We start from the raw sequence: 19,119 nt of genomic DNA, 5'->3' as shown, positions 1-19,119 counted from the left end.
CGATTTGAAGAATCATCATACCGCTACGTGTTAGCGGCTAAGAGATACCGCGGCGGTATGACATAGGACTGCTGTCATTCCAGCGCGTGACGCTGGAATCTAGAAGAAAAGAAGCTGGATCCCAGTGTCACGCACTGGGATGACGAAGTAGAGGGTACTTGGATGACAAGAAAGGAGCACTGCCATTATAGAGTGAACCAGTGTCAGCTACTTGGATGACACCCTTCTTGGCAGAGATTGCTCTCAAATTACAACGTTCGTACAATTGTGGAATAATGGTGCTCCCTTAAGAAGCACCATTTACCTAAGATTTTTTTGAGGCTTGTAGTACCTACTTATATTTATTTGTAACGCTGTCACATAGCACGCTCCTACGGGTATGCTTGCTGGTGCTATTGCCGCTACAATCTTAGGAGCACCAAAAAATACAGCAGTAAACACACCTAATGCAAAAAGGGCTGGCCACGGCATTCTGCCAAATATTGCAAGCAATGCTGCACCTATTATCACTATCGTGATCATCGGCCCACCTGGTGTACCATACGCGTCAAGTTAAGGGAAAGTAGCATAAGGAAAAAGAAAAGTGGTAAAAATTATTTTATAGCTAACCCAAGAAAGATTTTCCTACGTCATACCACGATTTATTCGCGGTATCTCTAGATCCCGCTAACAAGCAGCGGGATGACGAATTTTTGTTTTTCAAATTATCGGTAAATCTAAGTCACTTTAGCTATAGATATTAAGTTAGTAATTTATAGACTCTTCTCAAAGAATTATCTTATTTTAGATCAAAATTTCCCAAAAAATAAATGTGACAAACAAGTTTAAATGGTTGGGCCTTAACTTGACGCGTATGGTTTATTTAACACTCCCAACGGTTACAAATAATTCACCATTTCTTCTGGTTTCACTATCCTTTCAAACTCCTCCTCAGTGAGCAGTTGAAGTTTTGCTGCTGCTTCTTTTAGAGTGATATTTTCTTTATAAGCAAGCTTCGCTATTTTTGCTGCATTGTCATACCCTATATGCGTATTTAATATAGTGACCAACATCAACGACTGATTCAGTAAATCTTTTATCCTCTCTTCATTTGCTTTAATACCAATTACACATTTTTCTGTAAAATTTAAACTTGCATCAGCTAAAAGTCTTATAGACTGCAAAACATTGTAAATTATCACTGGCTTAAACACATTCAATTCAAAATGACCGTTTGAACCACTAATGGTCACAGCAACATGATTTCCCATAACTTGAGTGCACACCATAGTTACTGCTTCACACTGAGTTGGATTCACTTTACCTGGCATAATTGAAGAACCAGGCTCATTTTCCGGTAACATTATTTCCCCAATTCCACATCTTGGACCAGAACCAAGCAACCTTATATCATTTGCAATTTTCATTAAACTGACTGCTACTGTATTGAGTGTTCCACTGAGCTCAACTAAAGCATCGTTTGCTGCTAGCGCTTCAAATTTATTGCCTGCTGAAGTAAATGGAAGATTAGTAATTTCTGCAACTTGGCTTGAAAAATCTTCAGCAAAACCCTTTTTAGTATTGAGTCCCGTGCCAACCGCAGTGCCACCTTGTGCAAGCTCGTATATACCACTTAAAGTTGATTTTACTCTCTCTATCCCCTTTTTAATCTGGGCTGCATAGCCAGAAAACTCCTGGCCCAGTTTTAGGGGTGTTGCATCTTGTAAGTGAGTACGTCCTACTTTTATTATATTTTTAAATTCCTGAACCTTATTATCCAGCACCTTATGCAATTTTTCAAGATTTGGAATAAGCAAGCAGTTTATTTGCTCTGCTGCTGCTATATGCATTGCTGTTGGAAAGGTGTCATTTGATGACTGACCATAATTCACATGGTCGTTTGGATGTATCGGAGATTTACTACCCAAATTACCACCTAAAATCTCTATTGCTCGATTGCTGATCACTTCATTCATATTCATATTAGTCTGCGTTCCGGATCCGGTTTGCCAAACAACAAGCGGAAATTCATTATTAAATTTGCCATCTATTACTTCCCTTGCAGCTGTGCAGATTGCGTCCCCTACCTTATTATCTATGCTACCCTGCTTCATGTTAACACGTGCTGCTGCAAGTTTTACTATTGCTAATGCTTTAATCAGAGGCTCTGGCATTTTTTCTGTGCCAATCTTAAAATTTTCTAAAGAACGTTGAGTCTGCGCTCCCCAGTAATGTTCACTTGATACTTTTACTTCCCCTAAGCTGTCTGATTCTATTCTCGTTTTTCTATCCATATTTTCCTTCTTAGCGTCATACAAACTGCTTCACTACATAATTTTTTCATGTCTACTTCTTGGTTAATTAAATCATACTAGATCCAAGTAGTCAAGTGTGACCTTACCTAGAAAAAGTAGAGAGAAAGTTAAGACGTTTTTGGAGTAAAATAAAACGTTTTTTCACAATATGGCAAATAGTTTATTCTCTTTGTAAAAAACATTCCAAACTTTCCTTTCTCTCTACTTTTTCTGGGTAAGGTCAGTTTAGCTATAGGTAGCAATTTTCTGTATTTACTTTAAATTGAAGAAAGCTCAAATGAAAGATCGTGTTTTGCTAAAAATCACAGAATGCAGTCTGGTTACATCACTAGTGCCTAAAGTGATCTCCTTTATCCTCTCATCTGCTAGTATTTTTAATTCCTTACCTTATCTATAATAATTTCGCTTTATAACGTGTAACTCATCAGCAGAAGAAGAATCTAATTTAGGGTAATATTCGTAATCGCAATTTTCTTCGATGTCCTCAATGCTTATAGATGATGCTAAAAGTGGAAATAGAATTAATAGTAAAGTTAGTAGGATTCTTGTACAACTATTACACCACGTCTTGGGTGTCATTCTAGCGCGTGACCAGAGAAAAAAAGATATGGATCCCAGTATCAAGCACTGGGATGACAGAAGATAGTGCAAGAAATTTCGTAAAAAGGTTTTCATACCAACTATTTAAACTCAATTGTGTTATAAATATATTAATAGCGAAAAAAGAAAAACAAGGTTTAATTTTCTTTTTTTATTTGCGATTTATCTATTAATTAACCGTGAAAGGTTACGTGTAATGCTCCTTCACATAATTATCAATAATTGCCTTAAATTCTTCAGAGACATTATCACCTTGTAAAGTTTTGAAATATTTGCCGTCTTTGTAGACTGCTGAAACAGGTTTTTCTCCATATCCAGGCAAGCTGATCCCCAAATTTGCGTGTTTGCTTTCTCCAGGACCATTTACTATGCATCCCATAACAGCAATGTTCATATGCTCTACACCTGGATTTTTTTTCTTCCATATCGGCATATGAGTTTTTATATAGCCATTCACTTCTTCAGTTAATATACGAAAACGATCACTACTCGTGCGCCCACAACCAGGACATGAATTAACCTGAGGGTTAAAGTGTCGCAAGCCTATAGATTGCAATATTTCCTGACACACCACCACTTCATTAGTACGCAATTCACCAGGACGTTGAGTCAAAGAAGCCCGTATTGTATCTCCAATGCCATTTTGCAATAAATAAGTAAGCCCTGCTGCGGTATTTACCACACCTTTATTGCCCATACCAGCCTCAGTTAAACCCAAATGCAGCGCATAATTGGAAGATTTTGCAAGTGCCATATAAACTAAAATTAAATCTTGTACTTTGCTAACTTTACATGAAATGATTATTTTGTTTGAACTTAGACCAATTTCTTCAGCTTTTTTTGCACTATCAAGAGCAGACATTACAAGTGCTTTGCGCAGTATAACATCAGAAGGCCTTGCATTACTAAGCGAAGAGTTTTCATCCATCAGTTTTTGCAAAAGGTATTTATTAAGACTACCCCAATTTACTCCAATTCTAACAGGAAGATTGTGCATTATTGCATACTCTATCACCCTTTCAAACTTCTCATCACGTTTGTCGCCAAAGCCTATATTGCCTGGATTGATTCTAATTTTACCCAGCATTTTGATGTTGTCTGGATAATCTTGGACTAATTTATCTAGCTCATATTGACCGCAGCCTACCAATATTTTGCCGTCAAAACCTTCTTTGTTTATCTCTTCTACTATATAAGGCATTGCCCTTGCTACTTCCTCTGAATTCAAAGCAATCCGTACTAACTCTGAACCTGCGCGCGCTAGTTCTGTTATTTCTTTTGCATAATGTTTTGCGCTACTTTTTATATTATTAGAATCTATATGCACACCAAGCGCCATAGATTGTACAACTACAGGATTATTTCCGCCTATCTTTACTTTTCCAACTTCTACAACATGAGTTTTGTGCCTGGAAATTGGCGATAATTCATATGCATCGTCATTCAATATCAGGTCTTTATCTAGCATATTATTAATGGCCAATATTGTGATACTATTTTACTGTGTCAGCTACGCTGCCAAATGAACTTGAACTATTCAAACTATAAGCATCTACGTTATCCAAATTAGCAATAGAATCACGTGAGCACGTTCTTCTTGATGGAGTTTCTTTTATAGTGATATTTATAGGAGAAACTTTCTTTTCTCGTGTTGAAGTAACTTTCTTCCCTTCTTGTTGTTCATTTTCATGCTGCTTACTTTCATACTGGAAAACTGGCTCTTGATCTATAAATACAGCACCCTTTAAACGTGCGATATTAATACCATGCTGATTTATCACAGCGCTCTCTTCATCGTCGACTATGCACGCTTCCATGTCATTTGGCTCATTATCAAGACTAGCAATTTTTTTCTCTTTTAATTTTTTGATTAGATCTTCTTTATTTATAGCTCGATCTTGTGACTTTTTTTTCTTGAGGAGCTCCCTACGCTTCTCATACAGTTTATATGATTCAGCAAAATCCTCATCTGTATGAAAGTTTGCACCACCAGGGTTACCAGGAGGTATGTATCTCTTACTGAGCTTAGATTTAGCTCCAGCACTATGCACAATAAAAAAGCTAGCAACCAAAAACATTAACATAAACAAAACTTTAGAAAGAATCCTAAGCATATGGTGCTATAGTAAATATCGTGTTTTAAAAGATAGCAATTAACAAACTTTAAGTAAACCAGAATCTTTACTAACTTTACAATAATATGTTACAAGTATTTTTCTAAAAAGTGATATGTTTGCTATCAAAAAACCTACATAGGCTGAGAGAAGAGTAAGGTGTTACAAGTTGCGTAACACCTCCTCAAGAAGAGTGTTATGCAGCTATATCGTTTGAAAATTTTTGTAAGCCTTCCGCTGTTGAGTTATCCAGTTTTTCAGGAATACCAGCGTAATCTGCATTATTAAGTTTTGCGTCTGATGTATCTTTAGACAAGTTCTTTTCTTTCTCCTTGTTAAGTTTATTTCCCTTCCAGATACAGAATGCAACAAAACAAGTTAACGCTACTGCAGCGACAGCACTGACTGCTATACAAGCTATCATTATTTTGTTGATCTGCTACTGCCTCTCCCAGCTTTGCAATTTCCTCTGACTGCGCTACATTGATTGCCGTGTTATTTGCAATGTCCGTTGCCTGCGCTGCATCAATTGCTGCGTTATTTGCGATTGCCTTTTCATTCTCTAGTATACCTAGCTTACCGCGAATCCATTCTTTTACCATCTTTAACCCCCTAGTTAATTAATATATTATAATTTTACATTCCCAATGTTTAAATTATTATTAAATTAACTGTCATTATGTATTGACCTTTTAATAATTTTGTTTGACTTGCTTTTTGAAAGTGCGAAAACTTAAGTTAATGTATTACAAGGTTGCTATTCAACCAATATCTCTCTCTTTCCTGAGTAACTTGGTGCGCTGACAATACCTTCTTTTTCCATTCTTTCAACAATATTTGCAGCTCTGTTATAGCCTATTCTAAGTTGTCGCTGAATGTAACTGGTTGAAACTTTTTGATCTCTTTGAATGATGGCCACTGCTTGATTGTAGAGGTCGTTTTCTTCATCCTCTGTTTCACCTTCTGATTCCACAGAAGAATTTTCATCTTCCTTGGTAATTTCTTCCATGTAGTTTGGCTCACCTTGCATTTTCAGATGATCAACTATATTTTGCACTTCATCATCGCTCACAAATGGGCCATGAATTCGAATAATCTTACCACCAGAAGCCATGTAGAGCATATCACCCATACCGAGCAATTGTTCAGCCCCTTGTTCGCCAAGTATTGTACGGCTATCTATCTTAGAAGTAACAGCAAAACTGATTCTTGTTGGAAAGTTCGCCTTTATCACACCTGTGATCACATCCACAGATGGGCGTTGTGTTGCCATTATGATGTGTATTCCAGCAGCTCTGGCCATTTGCGCTAAACGTTGAATAGAGCATTCTATATCTTTACCAGCAACAAGCATCAAATCTGCCATTTCATCCACGATCACTACAATATACGGAAATGTCTCCATCTTGATTGGTATTTTTTCAAACAAAGGTTTGCCTGTTGTTGAGTTAAAGCCAATCTGCACAACGCGCTCCAATTCTATTCCACTATTCATTGCTTCTGTGATTTTTTGGTTATAGTTTATTACATTGCGTACATTTAAATACGACATCATGCGATAGCGATTTTCCATTTCTTTCACTATCCACTTAAGAGCAATAACAGCCTTTTTTGGCTCTGTTACTACTGGCGCCATTAGGTGCGGTATTGCATCATATATTGAAAGCTCAAGCATTTTTGGGTCGATCATTATCATCTTACATTCATCAGGACTTAATCGATAAACGAGTGAAAGAATCATAGTGTTAATCGCAACTGATTTACCCGACCCTGTGGTTCCAGCAACGAGCAAGTGGGGCATTTTAGTCAGATCTGCAATAACTGGTTTTCCGCTTATTTCTTTGCCAAGCGCAATTGGGAGATTTAAGTTTGCATTCTGGTATTCTGGTGATTCAAGCAAATCACGCAGCATTACAATTTCTCGTTCCTTGTTCGGCAACTCTATTCCCATAGCATTTTGCCCACGAATTATTGAAATACGTGCAGAGAGTGCACTCATCGAACGTGCAATGTCATCTGCAAGGCCAATTACTCTTGCAGATTTCGTACCAGCTTGTGGTTCAAGTTTGTATAAAGTCACAACCGGCCCATAGCATACACTGATAATTTTTCCTTGCACGCCAAAATCACTCAGGACTTGTTCTAGCAGAGATAAATTTTTATTGCTCTCCATTTCATTCAGCTGCTTTCTCTGCAAAGACTCCTCTGCTTTAGAAAGTAAATGAATGCTTGGAAATTCGAACTCACTGGAAGGTTTAAAAATTTCTTCGGTAGCTTTTTTCTGTCTTTCTTTTGGTTGTTGTTTAGTAGTGATTTTAGTTCTATGTTTTTCTTCTACTACTAATGGTGCAACTGAATATTCAGCAGTTTTATGTGATCTGAAGAATGGAACATTTACAAATAAGCAAGCTATTTTTTTACATAAGAAGAATAGAGAGTAAATTGCTCTCTTCCAACCAACCGATCCTACAAGACCTATTGATGTTACTATCACAAATACATAAAACGGGCAGTTATTAACGAGTGCATTCCCTATTATTCCACTGTGTCTGTACCTTGCAGTGATGCCTAGCGAAAGTTGTGGTAATATAGCACATATCCCTAAATTGATTAATATTAAATAGAGAATTTTCAGCAGCCTTTTTGCTGGCCTGAAGATCAACAAGTAAACTATGGTTGTAGCTATTGTAACACTAGTTAATCCAAGAAATTGAACCAATATATCAGCTAAATATGAACCTACTATTCCACCTAAATTTGTCACTTCCTTATTTGTAGCCGTGTTTAAGGAAGGATCTTTATAGTTGTAGCTAAAAACTGATATATATACATATATTAAAAGGGATAGATATATTGCTGATTTTAGATATTTTTTTAACATCTACCTAAAGTAGTAAGCTACTGTATATTTTACAAAGTGAATTGTTATTAGCAATATCATTATAGATAAATCTAATCCATTGAACGGTGGTATATATCTTCTAATAATCTTTAATGGTGGATACGTCAATTGGTTCAAAATGTGCATTATGCTACTGACAGTTTCATTATATATGTTCACCATATTAAGTTTAACCAGCCAGTTTAAGACAACCCAACATATTAGAATGAAGCTATAAAGATCAAGTAACGTGTTGAGTAGATATATGATTGGATGCATACATATCTATTACACGAAAGATATATAAAAGACAAGTATTTAGCCTTTTCAAACTCAAAATGTTATTTTTGCTGAACCAAAAAAAACTTCATTTTTTGAGCTGCACCTAAGGTAGGAGGAAGGAGTGGTGTATAAAAATATATATTGTTTATAGCAGTAAATCTAAAGGCATTTTACTATAGACGTCTTCTCTGTGTCCTGCTGTGGCAACAAACACCTTATGTTTTGCAATATTTACAGTATAAATAACTCGGTAATCACTAATTCTTATTCTTCTATATCCTTTTAGTCTGCCACGTAATGGTTTACCAAATTTAATTGGGTCAGTTGTAAGCCGCTCATTTATCGCTTTTGTAATTCTTGACCTTATCGTTTTTGGAAGATTTGGAAAATCTCTTTCAGTAAAGTTTTTTGAGTAGACAATATCGTATTCCAGTTTACGTCCTCGCCCTTTCAGATAGCACTGTGCTCCAGTCTACATCCTCACATTCCTTAACAGTTTTATATAACGCAATATCTTCTACTTCGCACTCGATTCCTTCTATGACTAACCTTTTTGCTAGTTCTTGAACGGATTCCTTGGTGATTTCAGCTAACTTAGCAAGGTTATGTGAAGTTTTTGGATCGAAGGTTATACTAATTCCTGAATCTGCCATAAGTTTTACCAAAGTCTACTACTGTAACAACTGTACAACATTTTTCTGAATTTTTCAATAAAGAAAGTTGATGATATGTAAGAAAAATTTTGCCATCTGCGTTAATAAAGATTTAGCATATTTATCTGCGGTCTCTATTCTATTACTTAAGTTAGACCACTTCTTTCTATTAATATTTTTTGTTTACAAAGATGAGCAATTACTTATCACGCAGTTGATCTATGGATATAATACTACTGTTTGATAATTTTTCAGTACATTTTTCACTTTTGTATTCTTTATCAGAATCGATACTGATTTTGTCAAATATTAAAACATCTCCTGAAATTTTATCACGAAACTCACTAATAGCAAAAAACGGTATAGTAATTCGCTCTTGTTTTCCTTGAAAACTCAAACTGACGCTAAATTTATCCTCAGAAACTTTTAAATCATAGAATTGATGCTGTAATATAATAAGCATTTGAGTAGGGTATGACTTTTTTAAACGATCTGGCATGGTCACACCATTAAAATATGTGAAAAATAATATTTCTAAGTAAGGGGTAAAACCATTACCTGATATAATATCTAAAGTCTTTTTGATAACTTGAAACTTAGCAGAATTAAGCAATTTTTTGTAATCTGTTTGCTCCATATAACTTTCACATACATAAACTTTTGGGGAACTTCTGTTACCCGGTGTTCCCTGAACCGTGCTTATAGCAATGAAGTTATAGTGCTTAAATTAAGCAGCTATTGCAACATTGTCTTCAGCAGCAAAATTATCGTTTGCATTTAAATTATGAACTCTTAGCGGTGGTGTCTAACCGAGCAAAGCTACCATCTTTACTATGCATGTCGATCCTTATTCGTCCCCGTATAAATAAAAAAAAATGGTGGAGACGCCGAGTACTGCCCTCGGGTCCAATACACCTATTACAAGGTAATTTTATTGCTATAGTACACAAAGTGTACATAGCTATTATATAGCAACATTAAATAAATGTCAAGATATTATGACCTTAAGTTGATTTATTGCTAAGACAAAATTAAGATTTCCAGTAAAAAATTCTGTGACCTTACCCAGAAAAAGTGGAGAGAAAGTTAAGAAAATTTTTTACAAAAAGAATGATGAATCACAATGTTCAGGAATGCAATAATTAATAGCAGAATGCCTACGCTGTTTTTTGTAAAAATTTCTATGTATTCAAATATAGCAGTTCTAGCTTGTTGAACGGAGTGCTTAGGTCCAAAGTGTGATGGTATGATATATAAGAAATTGCCATCGAAGGAGGAATTATGGTTACACCTTTACAACTTTGTTATATTATACAAAAAGACTCAAAACTCTCAAAACCTTATGAATTTATATGTAACCAGTGGACACAAGCATCCTGAATTATTTATACTAAATCCATACCATCATACTTTGGACCTAGTTCTTTATTCATTCTCACAATCCGTGAACGGTTACAGATACTGGAGTTTACCCTCTTTCTTATCATTTTTCTAATCTATAGTTAACGTTCAAAACCATATTCGAAAAATATCTCATATATTTCCAGATTTTTTTAATGCTATTTATTTCATCCTCAACATTGTCTCTACCTTTATGAACTAAGTAGCAGCATTAAAAATTATAACGTATTCCTACCTCCAGAATTGCATCTGGTATTTGTTTTGCTTTTATATGACTTAGTTGCCCGCCTGCGGTGACACCAGCTGTACCAACTATCTGTGGGGCAATTTCATAATCAACACCAACCTTCAGTTTATAGGAAATAGAACTCAGTATTTTATCTACTACAGATTCCTTCTTCTCTGCAGCAGCTCCACCCCCTTCTGGAGATGCACTTTCTTTAACAGAGCCAAAAGGTATTACTTGTAGGTATCCTCCTAAACCTCCGCTGACATATAGCTTAACGGGATCAATATCAAGGTCAGGGTAATAACGATAATTTGCCAATAAGCTAGCCCCTATTTTCCTTGTATCCTTAGCAATATCACTCATGTTAGCAAGAACCTCAAGTTCAAACTTAGAGTTTTTGTCATGATGATAACCAAAAACAACGCTAGGTTTCATTACAAAGCCACTACCCCATCCAGCACCAAAGTTTAAACCTGCATAGTACTGATCTTCTAACTTACTTGCACCTGACTTACTTGCACTATTATTAGCTGCACCTGCTAGAGATGCAGTAAGCAACACAGCCAAAACGCATAATCTCTTCATTTTCATATAACTCCTCATACAAAAAAATATATAATGCATAAGTATATATCCTTTATATTAAAAAAGATATAACCACATGTCAAAAAAAGTATACCCACAAAGTAAAGGGTGTGCTACTCGGATGTATCCGTTCAGCAGAATGGCAAAACAGGTAGACAAGATAAACCAAAAAATCAAGAAAAAGTGAGTTTACAACAAGTGGTGTCATTCCAGTCTGGAATCTAGCTTTTTCATAATCATCATCAGCGTATAGAAAATGTAGAGACAGCTATATCTGAGTTTATAAAGTCAAAAGTGGCTAATGTGTTTGTTAAGTTATGTGTAAACAGGAGGTTATGAGAAACTTGTAATAAAGTTGTATAACATAACTGTTCATAGAGCTCACCCAAATCGGGCATATGCATTTGCAAAAGCCTGCAATCACTTTGCAAAAACCGATAAATTAGATGCAAAACTGTTGGAAAAATATGCTGAATTCATCGCAAAAAACAATGGGGTAAAAGAGTGTGTGGTTTCACAAAAGCAGGAAGAATTAAAAGAGCTAAGAGCAATTGAGCGCAATTTAAGCGATATGCAAACAAGTACCTCTTGCAGAATGCCATAGGAAAAGCCAGAGAATATATAGAAAAACAGATAGAATTTGCAAAAGAGCAATCAGAGCAAATTAGGAAAGATATAGAAGGCATAATAAACTCTGACCCTGATTTGAAGGAAAAAATCAAAACGAATATTTTCAAAACAGTGCTAAACTTAGGCTGCTATGACAAGAACAGTTGATGTATTACTACCACTTCCAATTGATCAGTTATTTTCATATGCAGTTGAAGAAAATACTGAAGTTTCAGTTGGAGATTACGTAGTGGTGCCATTTGGCAAAAAACGCTTGATCGGAATAGTTTGGAAATATAGTGATAAAAGTAACCGAGAATTAAAATTTATTGAGCAAAAAATCGATTTACCAAATGTTAGACCAAAATTGATCGCATTTGCAGAGTGGGTTGCGCAGTATAACTTAATACCTATTGGTATGCTTACCAAAGTGATAATGGGAGGAGTGTTAAAAGTAAACCAAATAGACAAATTGGTTTGTGTTGAACAAAAGCAGGAAATAAGTGAAATAAGCTGCAAATTGAGTCCTGAACAGCAGATAGCTAGCGATAAAATAATAAGCAGTTTGAATGAGTATTCAGTGACTTTGCTTGACGGTGAGACAGGATCTGGAAAAACGGAAGTTTATTTGTCTGTGATTGCACAATTGATTAAGAATTACACTGCCGTTCCAAATGCTGCTCAGACTTTACCATCCCAGTGCCCAGAGACACAAATGTACGAACATTGTGATTGGGGTCTACCAAGAGGGTGTCATCCCAGTCTGGGATCCAGCAAAATTGATTTTAAACAAGCACACTATACAACATTTTCGATCAAAACCTGGATTCCAGTGTCAAGCACTGGAATGACACCAGGAGAGGGTAATGCGCAAGCGCTAATCCTCTTGCCTGAAATTGTTTTAACTTCACAATTGGTAAATCGTGTTCGCGGTCAGATATCAAAAAACTTAGTTGAATGGCACTCAAGGCTCACTCCAAAAACTCGCCGGAATAATTGGCTCAATATAGCAAGTGGAAATGCGCAGATAATTATTGGTGCACGATCAGCACTTTTTTTGCCTTATAAAAACCTAAAATTGATTATTGTTGATGAAGAGCATGATTCATCTTTTAAGCAAGAACAGGGAATTATATATAATGCTCGAGATATGGCGATAATCTTAGCCAAATTTGAAAATATTCCGATTATTTTATCATCAGCAACTCCACTGCTTGAAACGATTCATCATGTTAAAAGCGGGAATTACAATCATGTAAAGCTAACTAAGCGATTCGGTGGTGCAGAATTGCCACTCATTAAAGTAGTAGATATGAGGAACAACAAGCAATGGATCTCCTTTGAGCTTTTTGAAAGCATCAAACAAACCATAGAGAAAAAACAGCAGGTTATGCTCTTTTTAAATCGCCGAGGGTATGCACAACTGGCAGTTTGTAAAAAGTGTGGATATAAAATTTCCTGCTTAAATTGTGCTGTTTGGCTTACATATCACAAGAAAAAAAATGCTCTTTTGTGCCATCATTGCTCTTATCAATTAAAACTCCCAGAAAAATGCTCTGATTGCCAGAGTGAACAGTCATTTTCCCTTTATGGCGTAGGAATTGAAAGGTTACTTGAAGAAATGGTGAAATTAATACCAAACGCAAAAACTGCGATGATAAGCAGCGATCAGAAGTCGGTTAGTAACGTAATTGACTTGGTACTGAAAGAAGAGGTGAACATTATAATCGGCACACAAATAATTGCTAAGGGGCACAATTTTCCTAAATTAACTTTGGTTGGAGTAATAAATGCAGATTTGAGCCTCGAAAATTCTGATTTAAGAGCAGCAGAAAAGACGTATCAATTGTTGCACCAAGTTGCAGGCAGGTCAGGAAGGTTCAATGAAAAAGGAATGGTAATAGTGCAAACCAATAATCCTGAAAGTTCAATAATAAAAGCATTGCTACATCAAAAAAGGGACTCATTTTATGAAATTGAACTTAAGTCAAGACGTGAAGCCAAAATGCCACCATTTAGCAGATTAATAGCGCTTATAATTTGTGGTAAGAATCAGATTGCGACACAAAAAGCAGCGAATGAAATAGTAAAATCTCTTCTCCGTTATCCAAGTAGCTCAACTACTTGTATCCAGGAAAAAAATGTAGGTGTAGACAAAAAGGAATTTGAAATTCTTGGTCCATCACCAGCAGCAATAAATTTCTTAAATAATAAGTATCGGTATAGGGTGTTGCTAAAAATACACAATAAGCACAGTCTATCTATACAAAAAAAGCTGAAATGTTGGATTAAAAATTGTAACTTGAATTCGAGTATTGCAGTGATAATAGATGTTGATCCTGTGAGTTTTTTTTAACGAGTTCCGTTAAGCCTTCTTGCCAATTACCACAACATTCTCACTGGGAAAAAAATAATCAGGTACAACCATATTTTTTGGTGCAGGCCCCCCAATTACTCGGCCTGATGTATCATAATATGAACCGTGGCAAGGACAGAACCAACCATTACCATCTCTTGTAGCATGGTCAACCGGTACACACCCAAGATGTGTACATATTCCGATCATGATTAACCATTCATCTTTTCCTTCACGTACTCTCTGTTCATCTGACTCAGGGTCCCTCAAGTTCTTTACATTCACAGCTCTTGCAACCTCAATTTCTTGCTTTGTGCGTCTACGAATGAATACTGGTTTACCTTGCCACTTTACTTTTACTCCGTGTCCTTCCTGAATTCCAGACAAATTCACCTCCACTGTGGAAGTTGCTAGAACTTCAGCAGAAGGATTCATAGACTTAACCAGTGGCCAAAGTCCACTTGCAGCTCCTATACCCGCCATAGCGCATGTAGTTAATGTTATAAAATCTCTCCTACCCTTATTTTTAGTAAGATCTTTAACGGGAGGTTTTTTTTTATCCTCTTTGTTTGCCAGTGGTTTTTTATTTTTAGTTAAATTTTTATCCATTGATCTCTACTTAGCCATAAGTACATATTTTAAATTAAATACTGCGTATTAATCAACAAAAACTTGCGCTTTTTGTTTAACCTGTACTACAGTTGAGAAGAGATAGAGTTTTCAACTTCAGAAATACTATCTTCAGTGGAATCAGGATCTTCAATTTTCGCTACTGACACCACCTTTTCTCTACTCTCTGTTTTAAACAGAGTGACTCCTTGAGTGCTACGTCCTGCAATTCTGATATCATTTACTGAAATACGAATTAACTTTCCTTTATCTGTAATAAGCATGATATTATCACCCTGCTCAACTGGAAAACTAGCAACAACATTACCGTTTCTGTTGGTAGTAAGAATATTGGTGATACCAACACCACCCCTGTTAGTTATTCTATACTCATACGCAGAAGTTCTTTTACCAAAGCCATTTTCGGTAATAGTTAATATAAACTCCTCATTCACTGCAAGTTTTAAGAATAATTCATTATCTATTCCTAAATCATTCAAAGTCTTTTCCAATTTAGAATCAATGGAGTTATTAATTGCAGTCCCCAGTCTTTTTGCAAGTGGAACTTTTAAGTAAAGTTCTTTTGTTTCTGTTGCTACACCTATCCCATTTAATATGGTCATAGATATCACGCTGTCATTCTTTGCAAGTTTGATACCTCTTACGCCATCTGAATTGCGACTTTTAAATTGACGCACATCACTTACAACAAATCTGATACTTTTGCCGAATCTTGTTGAAAGAAAAACATGATCAATTTCATTGCATACTTTAACTGATATTAACTTATCTCCTTCATCGAGCTTGATTGCTATTTTTCCATTGCTTGGAATATAGTAAAAATCCGCTAAAGAGTTGCGCCTTATGTTCCCATGAGCAGTAGCAAAAACTATGTTTTGATTTTCGTCATTTTCACTTGGTAATGGCATTATATTAGTTATAGTTTCACCATCGCTAAGCGGGAATATATTAACAAGTGCTCTTCCACGTGCAGTTGGCTCTGCAAGAGGTAACTTATAAACTTTTAATCTATAAACTCGGCCAATATTAGAAAAGAATAAAAGGCTAGTGTGGGTATTCCCAACAAATAACTTTGTGGTTACATCCTCTTCTTTTAATCCTTGTCCTAGCTTTCCTTTTCCACCACGACGCTGAGTTCTATAATGAGAAAGCTTCACACGCTTGATATAACCATTCATAGTTACAGTTATCACCATATCCTCTTGTGGAATTAGATCTTCAGCTTCAATATCCGTATCTGATTCCTCTATTGAAGTTTTTCGCGGCACAGCAAATCTGTTCTTTATTTCTTGTAGATTGTTTTTTATTTCTTTCATCAACTTCTCTCCTGAGCCAAGAAAAGCGATATATTCTTTTATCAGGTTGATCATTGAACTTAGCTCAGCTTCTAATTTATCTTTTTCAAGGCCTGTTAAACGTTGCAATTTCATGTCAAGAATAGCTTTCGTTTGCAGCTCAGTTAATCTATACACTCCGTCTTTCAAAAAGCTCGTGCTGTCTGAGATTAATCCAATAATTGTGTTTATCTCAGCTGAAGTTTTCCATTCTTTATTTAAAAGTTCTCTACTTGCTTCCGTAGGATCTTTTACACCACGGATGATTTTTATCACTTCATCTATGCTCAAGACCGCAATGTAGAGTCCTATATATATATGAGCTTTTTCCCTCGTTTTTCTTAGACGAAATTCTGTTCTCCTGATTAATACTTCTTTTCTAAAATCAACAAAAGCAGCTATGATCTCTTTTAATGACATCAAAGCAGGCCTGTTGTTGTTCAGAACTAAAGTGTTAACACTAAAACTACTTCTTAGTGGAGTTAGTCCCAATATTTGATTAAGTATAAAACTTGCTTCAGCATTTCTTCTGAGGTCAATTACTACCCTAATACCAGACTTATCAGACTCATCCCTAATTTCTGTTATGCCATCAATTCTTTTTTCTTTTACAAGCTCACCTATCTTCTCAATTAATTTTACTTTATTTACCTGGTAAGGTATTTCATCAATCACTATTGCTTGCCTATCTTGTGGCAGGTCTTCCATGTGAGTCTTGCCTTGCACAACAATTGATCCATGACCCGTTGCAAATGCTGATCTTATTCCAGACCTTCCAAGAATCATTCCCCCAGTTGGGAAATCCGGCCCTGGCATCACTTCAAGTAACTCATCCAAAGTAACTTCAGGATTATCTATATATAACATACAAGCATCTATTATTTCTCTAAGGTTGTGAGAAGGAATATTGGTTGCCATACCAACTGCAACACCGCTTGCACCATTTACCAATAGATTCGGAAATTCTGCAGGCAGTACAACAGGCTCTGTTTCATTTCCATCATAGTTTGGCCTAAAATCAACTGTATCTTCGTCAATATCATTTAGTAAAAAGTGTGACACCTTCTGAAGCTTTGCTTCTGTGTATCGCATTGAAGCTGGTGGATCTCCATCTATCGAACCAAAATTACCTTGCCCATCAATAAGTGGTAAAAGAAGAGAGAAATCTTGGGCCATTCTAACCAAGGAATCGTAAATAGCTGCATCACCATGTGGGTGATATTTCCCCATTACATCCCCTACTATACGAGCCGCCTTTTTATATGGCTTACCAGCATCGTATCCAGCCCTTGACATTGCATATAATATGCGCCTATGAACAGGTTTAAATCCATCTCGTACGTCAGGTATAGCCCGGCTTATGATAACGCTCATTGCGTAGGAGAGATAAGAATCTTCCAGCTCTTTTACTATTGAGATTGGTACTATATTATCCTGCATTTTCTATATTTTGATTGAAGTAATTAATAATATTAACATTCAGTTAAGCAAATGGGCAATGACAGACTTGAACTGCCGACCTCCTCGGTGTAAACGAGATGCTCTACCAGCTGAGCTAATTGCCCCTTTAATCTAATTCTATAGCTCAATATTATTATTGTAAACAAAAATAGCGATAAATTAGATTTAGGTAAGCTATAAGCTTTTATGAAATCTTTGAGTACATGCTGTGAAGTTTTATAAATTTTAGTCTTGCTGTCACTTTGCATAAAGGTATTTTTTCGCTCACATCTTTCGAAGTTATAGCCATGTTCAACAACTTTAAGTAGAATATTGTAGCATTTTTAAAATCTGAAAGTTTATCTAGAATAACAGCTAAATTATAGGTATAAAAAATATTGTGTTCATCAAGGGAAATGGCAGTTATCATATACTCTTTGCCTTTTACATAATCCTCCTTTTTCATATAAATCAGACCTAAATTTGCTAATAAAGGAGCATAATTTTTATGTATATCATACAATTTCAACATTTCACTCAACGCCAGATCAGGATCATATTGTGAGATTATCGTCAGAAAATTTTTTAATATATAAGGGTTACTAGGGTATTCTTTTAACAGTCTTATGTAAATCTCTACAGCTTTTTTGTATTCTTTATTAGCGTAATAAATGTTTCCCAATCCAATTAAAGCATTTTTATGATAAGGAAACTTTGCGGTAATCTGATTAAGGAGAGAAATAGCTGTTTCATTATCTCCTGACTCAAAGGAATCTTTTGCTTTTCTTAAAGTAGAGTATATGTCAAAACTCTTGCCAGAATTCTGCGCAATTTTGATATTAAATTTGTCACTTTTTCTCTCAATAACATCAAGATCTTTATATTTTTTATCAGCTTTTATATGCTTGACAACATTATCAAAGGCCTTCTGTATCTCCAAATTTTCACTAGCATAAGTAACAGAAGACCTCCATAAAATCACAATGCAAATTAACATGCAGACAAACATAGATCCTAGTGTTGTGGTATTGGCTGCAGCGTGTGACCAGTAAACCTTATTTCTTTGAGCTATGCGTAACACATTACAAATTTATAAATGCTAAATTACCTATCTCATACAATAATAAAGATATTATTAATTAGCGATGCTGCGTAGAATGCACTTATCTTTTGTCTTCCATATTTCGCTCTATTAGACTTTTTGCATAACCCAAACTTAAGTAGAAAAAAGGCAAATAGTTATTATAGCTCTAAGTTTACCGACACCGTCATTCAAGTAGCTCCTCCCTGCCATCTAAGTAACCTTCTTCTCCTGTCATTCCAGTGCTCCTTTCTTGTCATCCCAGTGCTCTGACTACTTGGATCCAGCTTCTTTTTTTCTAGATTCCAGCGTCACGCGCTGGAATGACAGCAGTTCTACGTCATACCGCCGCGGTATCTCTTAGCCGCTAACTCGTAGCGGGATGACGGTTGTCGTTTAGTTACAAACATTAAGAAATTTACCAAGCGAAAAAAAAGGCAAAAGAAGCCCTGGTCATTGTCTATTTTCTGTATTGGCGTTTTTTAGGTCTTAAACACTGCAATTTAGCTGCTTTTAAGTGCAACTAACCTTAGCTAAAATGTTTAAGAAATTTACTAAGCAGAAAAAAAGGCAAAAGAAACCCCGTGTTAGCTAGTTGTCACTCTCTAATCCTGCAAATTGGCGTACTAT

15 protein-coding genes, 1 tRNA gene, 1 other RNA gene and 4 pseudogenes are annotated in these 19,119 nt (G+C 35.8%); 3 read left to right on the top strand and 18 right to left on the bottom strand.

Annotated elements, in window-relative coordinates; genetic code table 11:
• Window positions 1-300: 300 nt before the first annotated feature.
• The 13 genes and pseudogenes from OZD70_RS05515 to OZD70_RS06150 form a co-directional block, all read right to left on the bottom strand.
• Window positions 301-531: pseudogene (locus OZD70_RS05515) on the bottom strand (TrbC/VirB2 family protein); the annotation flags it as partial.
• A gap of 347 nt (window positions 532-878) precedes the next feature.
• Window positions 879-2,273: a class II fumarate hydratase gene (gene fumC / locus OZD70_RS05510; RefSeq protein ID WP_275021405.1), complete on the bottom strand. Its 1,395-nt coding sequence runs from the start codon at window positions 2,271-2,273 to the stop codon at window positions 879-881.
• Between the two features lie 408 nt (window positions 2,274-2,681).
• The gene (locus tag OZD70_RS05505; protein ID WP_275021403.1) at window positions 2,682-2,969 is read right to left on the bottom strand and encodes a hypothetical protein; all 288 of its coding nucleotides are present in this window, start codon (window positions 2,967-2,969) and stop codon (window positions 2,682-2,684) included.
• A 112-nt stretch (window positions 2,970-3,081) separates the two neighbouring features.
• Window positions 3,082-4,362, bottom strand: a complete 1,281-nt coding sequence (gene ispG, locus OZD70_RS05500; RefSeq protein ID WP_275021402.1) for a flavodoxin-dependent (E)-4-hydroxy-3-methylbut-2-enyl-diphosphate synthase — start codon at window positions 4,360-4,362, stop codon at window positions 3,082-3,084.
• 25 nt (window positions 4,363-4,387) lie between these two features.
• Window positions 4,388-5,008, bottom strand: a complete 621-nt coding sequence (locus OZD70_RS05495) for a TRP75-related protein (protein ID WP_275021401.1) — start codon at window positions 5,006-5,008, stop codon at window positions 4,388-4,390.
• A gap of 341 nt (window positions 5,009-5,349) precedes the next feature.
• Window positions 5,350-5,610 carry a hypothetical protein gene (locus OZD70_RS05490; RefSeq protein ID WP_275021400.1) on the bottom strand — a complete coding sequence of 87 codons (261 nt, stop codon included), beginning with the start codon at window positions 5,608-5,610 and terminating at the stop codon, window positions 5,350-5,352.
• A gap of 155 nt (window positions 5,611-5,765) precedes the next feature.
• A complete protein-coding gene (locus OZD70_RS05485) occupies window positions 5,766-7,889 on the bottom strand; it encodes an FtsK/SpoIIIE family DNA translocase (RefSeq protein ID WP_275021399.1) in 2,124 nt (707 codons plus the stop codon).
• Window positions 7,890-8,168 carry a YggT family protein gene (locus OZD70_RS05480; protein ID WP_006279515.1) on the bottom strand — a complete coding sequence of 93 codons (279 nt, stop codon included), beginning with the start codon at window positions 8,166-8,168 and terminating at the stop codon, window positions 7,890-7,892. It lies immediately after the preceding gene.
• A 148-nt stretch (window positions 8,169-8,316) separates the two neighbouring features.
• Window positions 8,317-8,592, bottom strand: coding sequence for a type II toxin-antitoxin system RelE family toxin (locus OZD70_RS05475; protein ID WP_259346726.1), 276 nt, complete (start codon window positions 8,590-8,592; stop codon window positions 8,317-8,319).
• A gap of 13 nt (window positions 8,593-8,605) precedes the next feature.
• Window positions 8,606-8,824 (bottom strand): hypothetical protein, encoded by a 219-nt coding sequence (locus OZD70_RS05470; RefSeq protein ID WP_182183293.1) that lies wholly within the window; start codon window positions 8,822-8,824, stop codon window positions 8,606-8,608.
• A gap of 199 nt (window positions 8,825-9,023) precedes the next feature.
• The gene (locus OZD70_RS05465; protein WP_275021398.1) at window positions 9,024-9,461 is read right to left on the bottom strand and encodes a ClpXP protease specificity-enhancing factor SspB; all 438 of its coding nucleotides are present in this window, start codon (window positions 9,459-9,461) and stop codon (window positions 9,024-9,026) included.
• 22 nt (window positions 9,462-9,483) lie between these two features.
• Window positions 9,484-9,820, bottom strand: a transfer-messenger RNA (tmRNA) gene (ssrA, locus tag OZD70_RS05460).
• Window positions 9,821-9,923: 103 nt separating this feature from the next.
• A pseudogene (locus OZD70_RS06150) lies at window positions 9,924-10,051 on the bottom strand (IS3 family transposase); the annotation flags it as partial.
• Between the two features lie 83 nt (window positions 10,052-10,134).
• Here OZD70_RS06150 and OZD70_RS06045 point away from each other — a divergent pair.
• Window positions 10,135-10,319, top strand: a pseudogene (locus OZD70_RS06045) (hypothetical protein); the annotation flags it as partial.
• 117 nt (window positions 10,320-10,436) lie between these two features.
• On the opposite strand, the gene OZD70_RS05455 reads toward OZD70_RS06045, so the two are convergent.
• Window positions 10,437-11,045: a hypothetical protein gene (locus tag OZD70_RS05455; RefSeq protein ID WP_275021397.1), complete on the bottom strand. Its 609-nt coding sequence runs from the start codon at window positions 11,043-11,045 to the stop codon at window positions 10,437-10,439.
• Between the two features lie 225 nt (window positions 11,046-11,270).
• Between OZD70_RS05455 and OZD70_RS06145 the strand changes: the two are divergent.
• Both OZD70_RS06145 and priA read left to right on the top strand, forming a co-directional pair.
• Window positions 11,271-11,762, top strand: a pseudogene (locus tag OZD70_RS06145) (transposase); the annotation flags it as partial.
• A 37-nt stretch (window positions 11,763-11,799) separates the two neighbouring features.
• Window positions 11,800-14,004, top strand: a complete 2,205-nt coding sequence (gene priA, locus OZD70_RS05440) for a replication restart helicase PriA (RefSeq protein WP_275021394.1) — start codon at window positions 11,800-11,802, stop codon at window positions 14,002-14,004.
• 9 nt (window positions 14,005-14,013) lie between these two features.
• Here the strand turns inward: priA and petA are convergent, their stop codons facing one another.
• The 4 genes from petA to OZD70_RS05420 all read right to left on the bottom strand — a co-directional run bounded on the left by petA (window position 14,014) and on the right by OZD70_RS05420 (window position 18,489).
• Window positions 14,014-14,613 carry a ubiquinol-cytochrome c reductase iron-sulfur subunit gene (gene petA / locus OZD70_RS05435; protein WP_275021393.1) on the bottom strand — a complete coding sequence of 200 codons (600 nt, stop codon included), beginning with the start codon at window positions 14,611-14,613 and terminating at the stop codon, window positions 14,014-14,016.
• An 86-nt stretch (window positions 14,614-14,699) separates the two neighbouring features.
• The gene (gyrA, locus tag OZD70_RS05430) at window positions 14,700-17,408 is read right to left on the bottom strand and encodes a DNA gyrase subunit A (RefSeq protein ID WP_275021391.1); all 2,709 of its coding nucleotides are present in this window, start codon (window positions 17,406-17,408) and stop codon (window positions 14,700-14,702) included.
• Window positions 17,409-17,460: 52 nt separating this feature from the next.
• Window positions 17,461-17,533: transfer RNA gene (locus OZD70_RS05425), tRNA-Val, on the bottom strand.
• 80 nt (window positions 17,534-17,613) lie between these two features.
• Window positions 17,614-18,489, bottom strand: coding sequence for a tetratricopeptide repeat protein (locus tag OZD70_RS05420; RefSeq protein WP_275021390.1), 876 nt, complete (start codon window positions 18,487-18,489; stop codon window positions 17,614-17,616).
• Window positions 18,490-19,119: the final 630 nt, after the last annotated feature.

The organism is Wolbachia endosymbiont of Drosophila tsacasi (assembly GCF_028982115.1).
Taxonomy (GTDB): Bacteria; Pseudomonadota; Alphaproteobacteria; order Rickettsiales; family Anaplasmataceae; genus Wolbachia; species Wolbachia pipientis_B.
The sequence above is the reverse complement of the archived record's forward strand: the minus strand, read 5'-3'. Positions and strand labels throughout refer to the sequence as shown.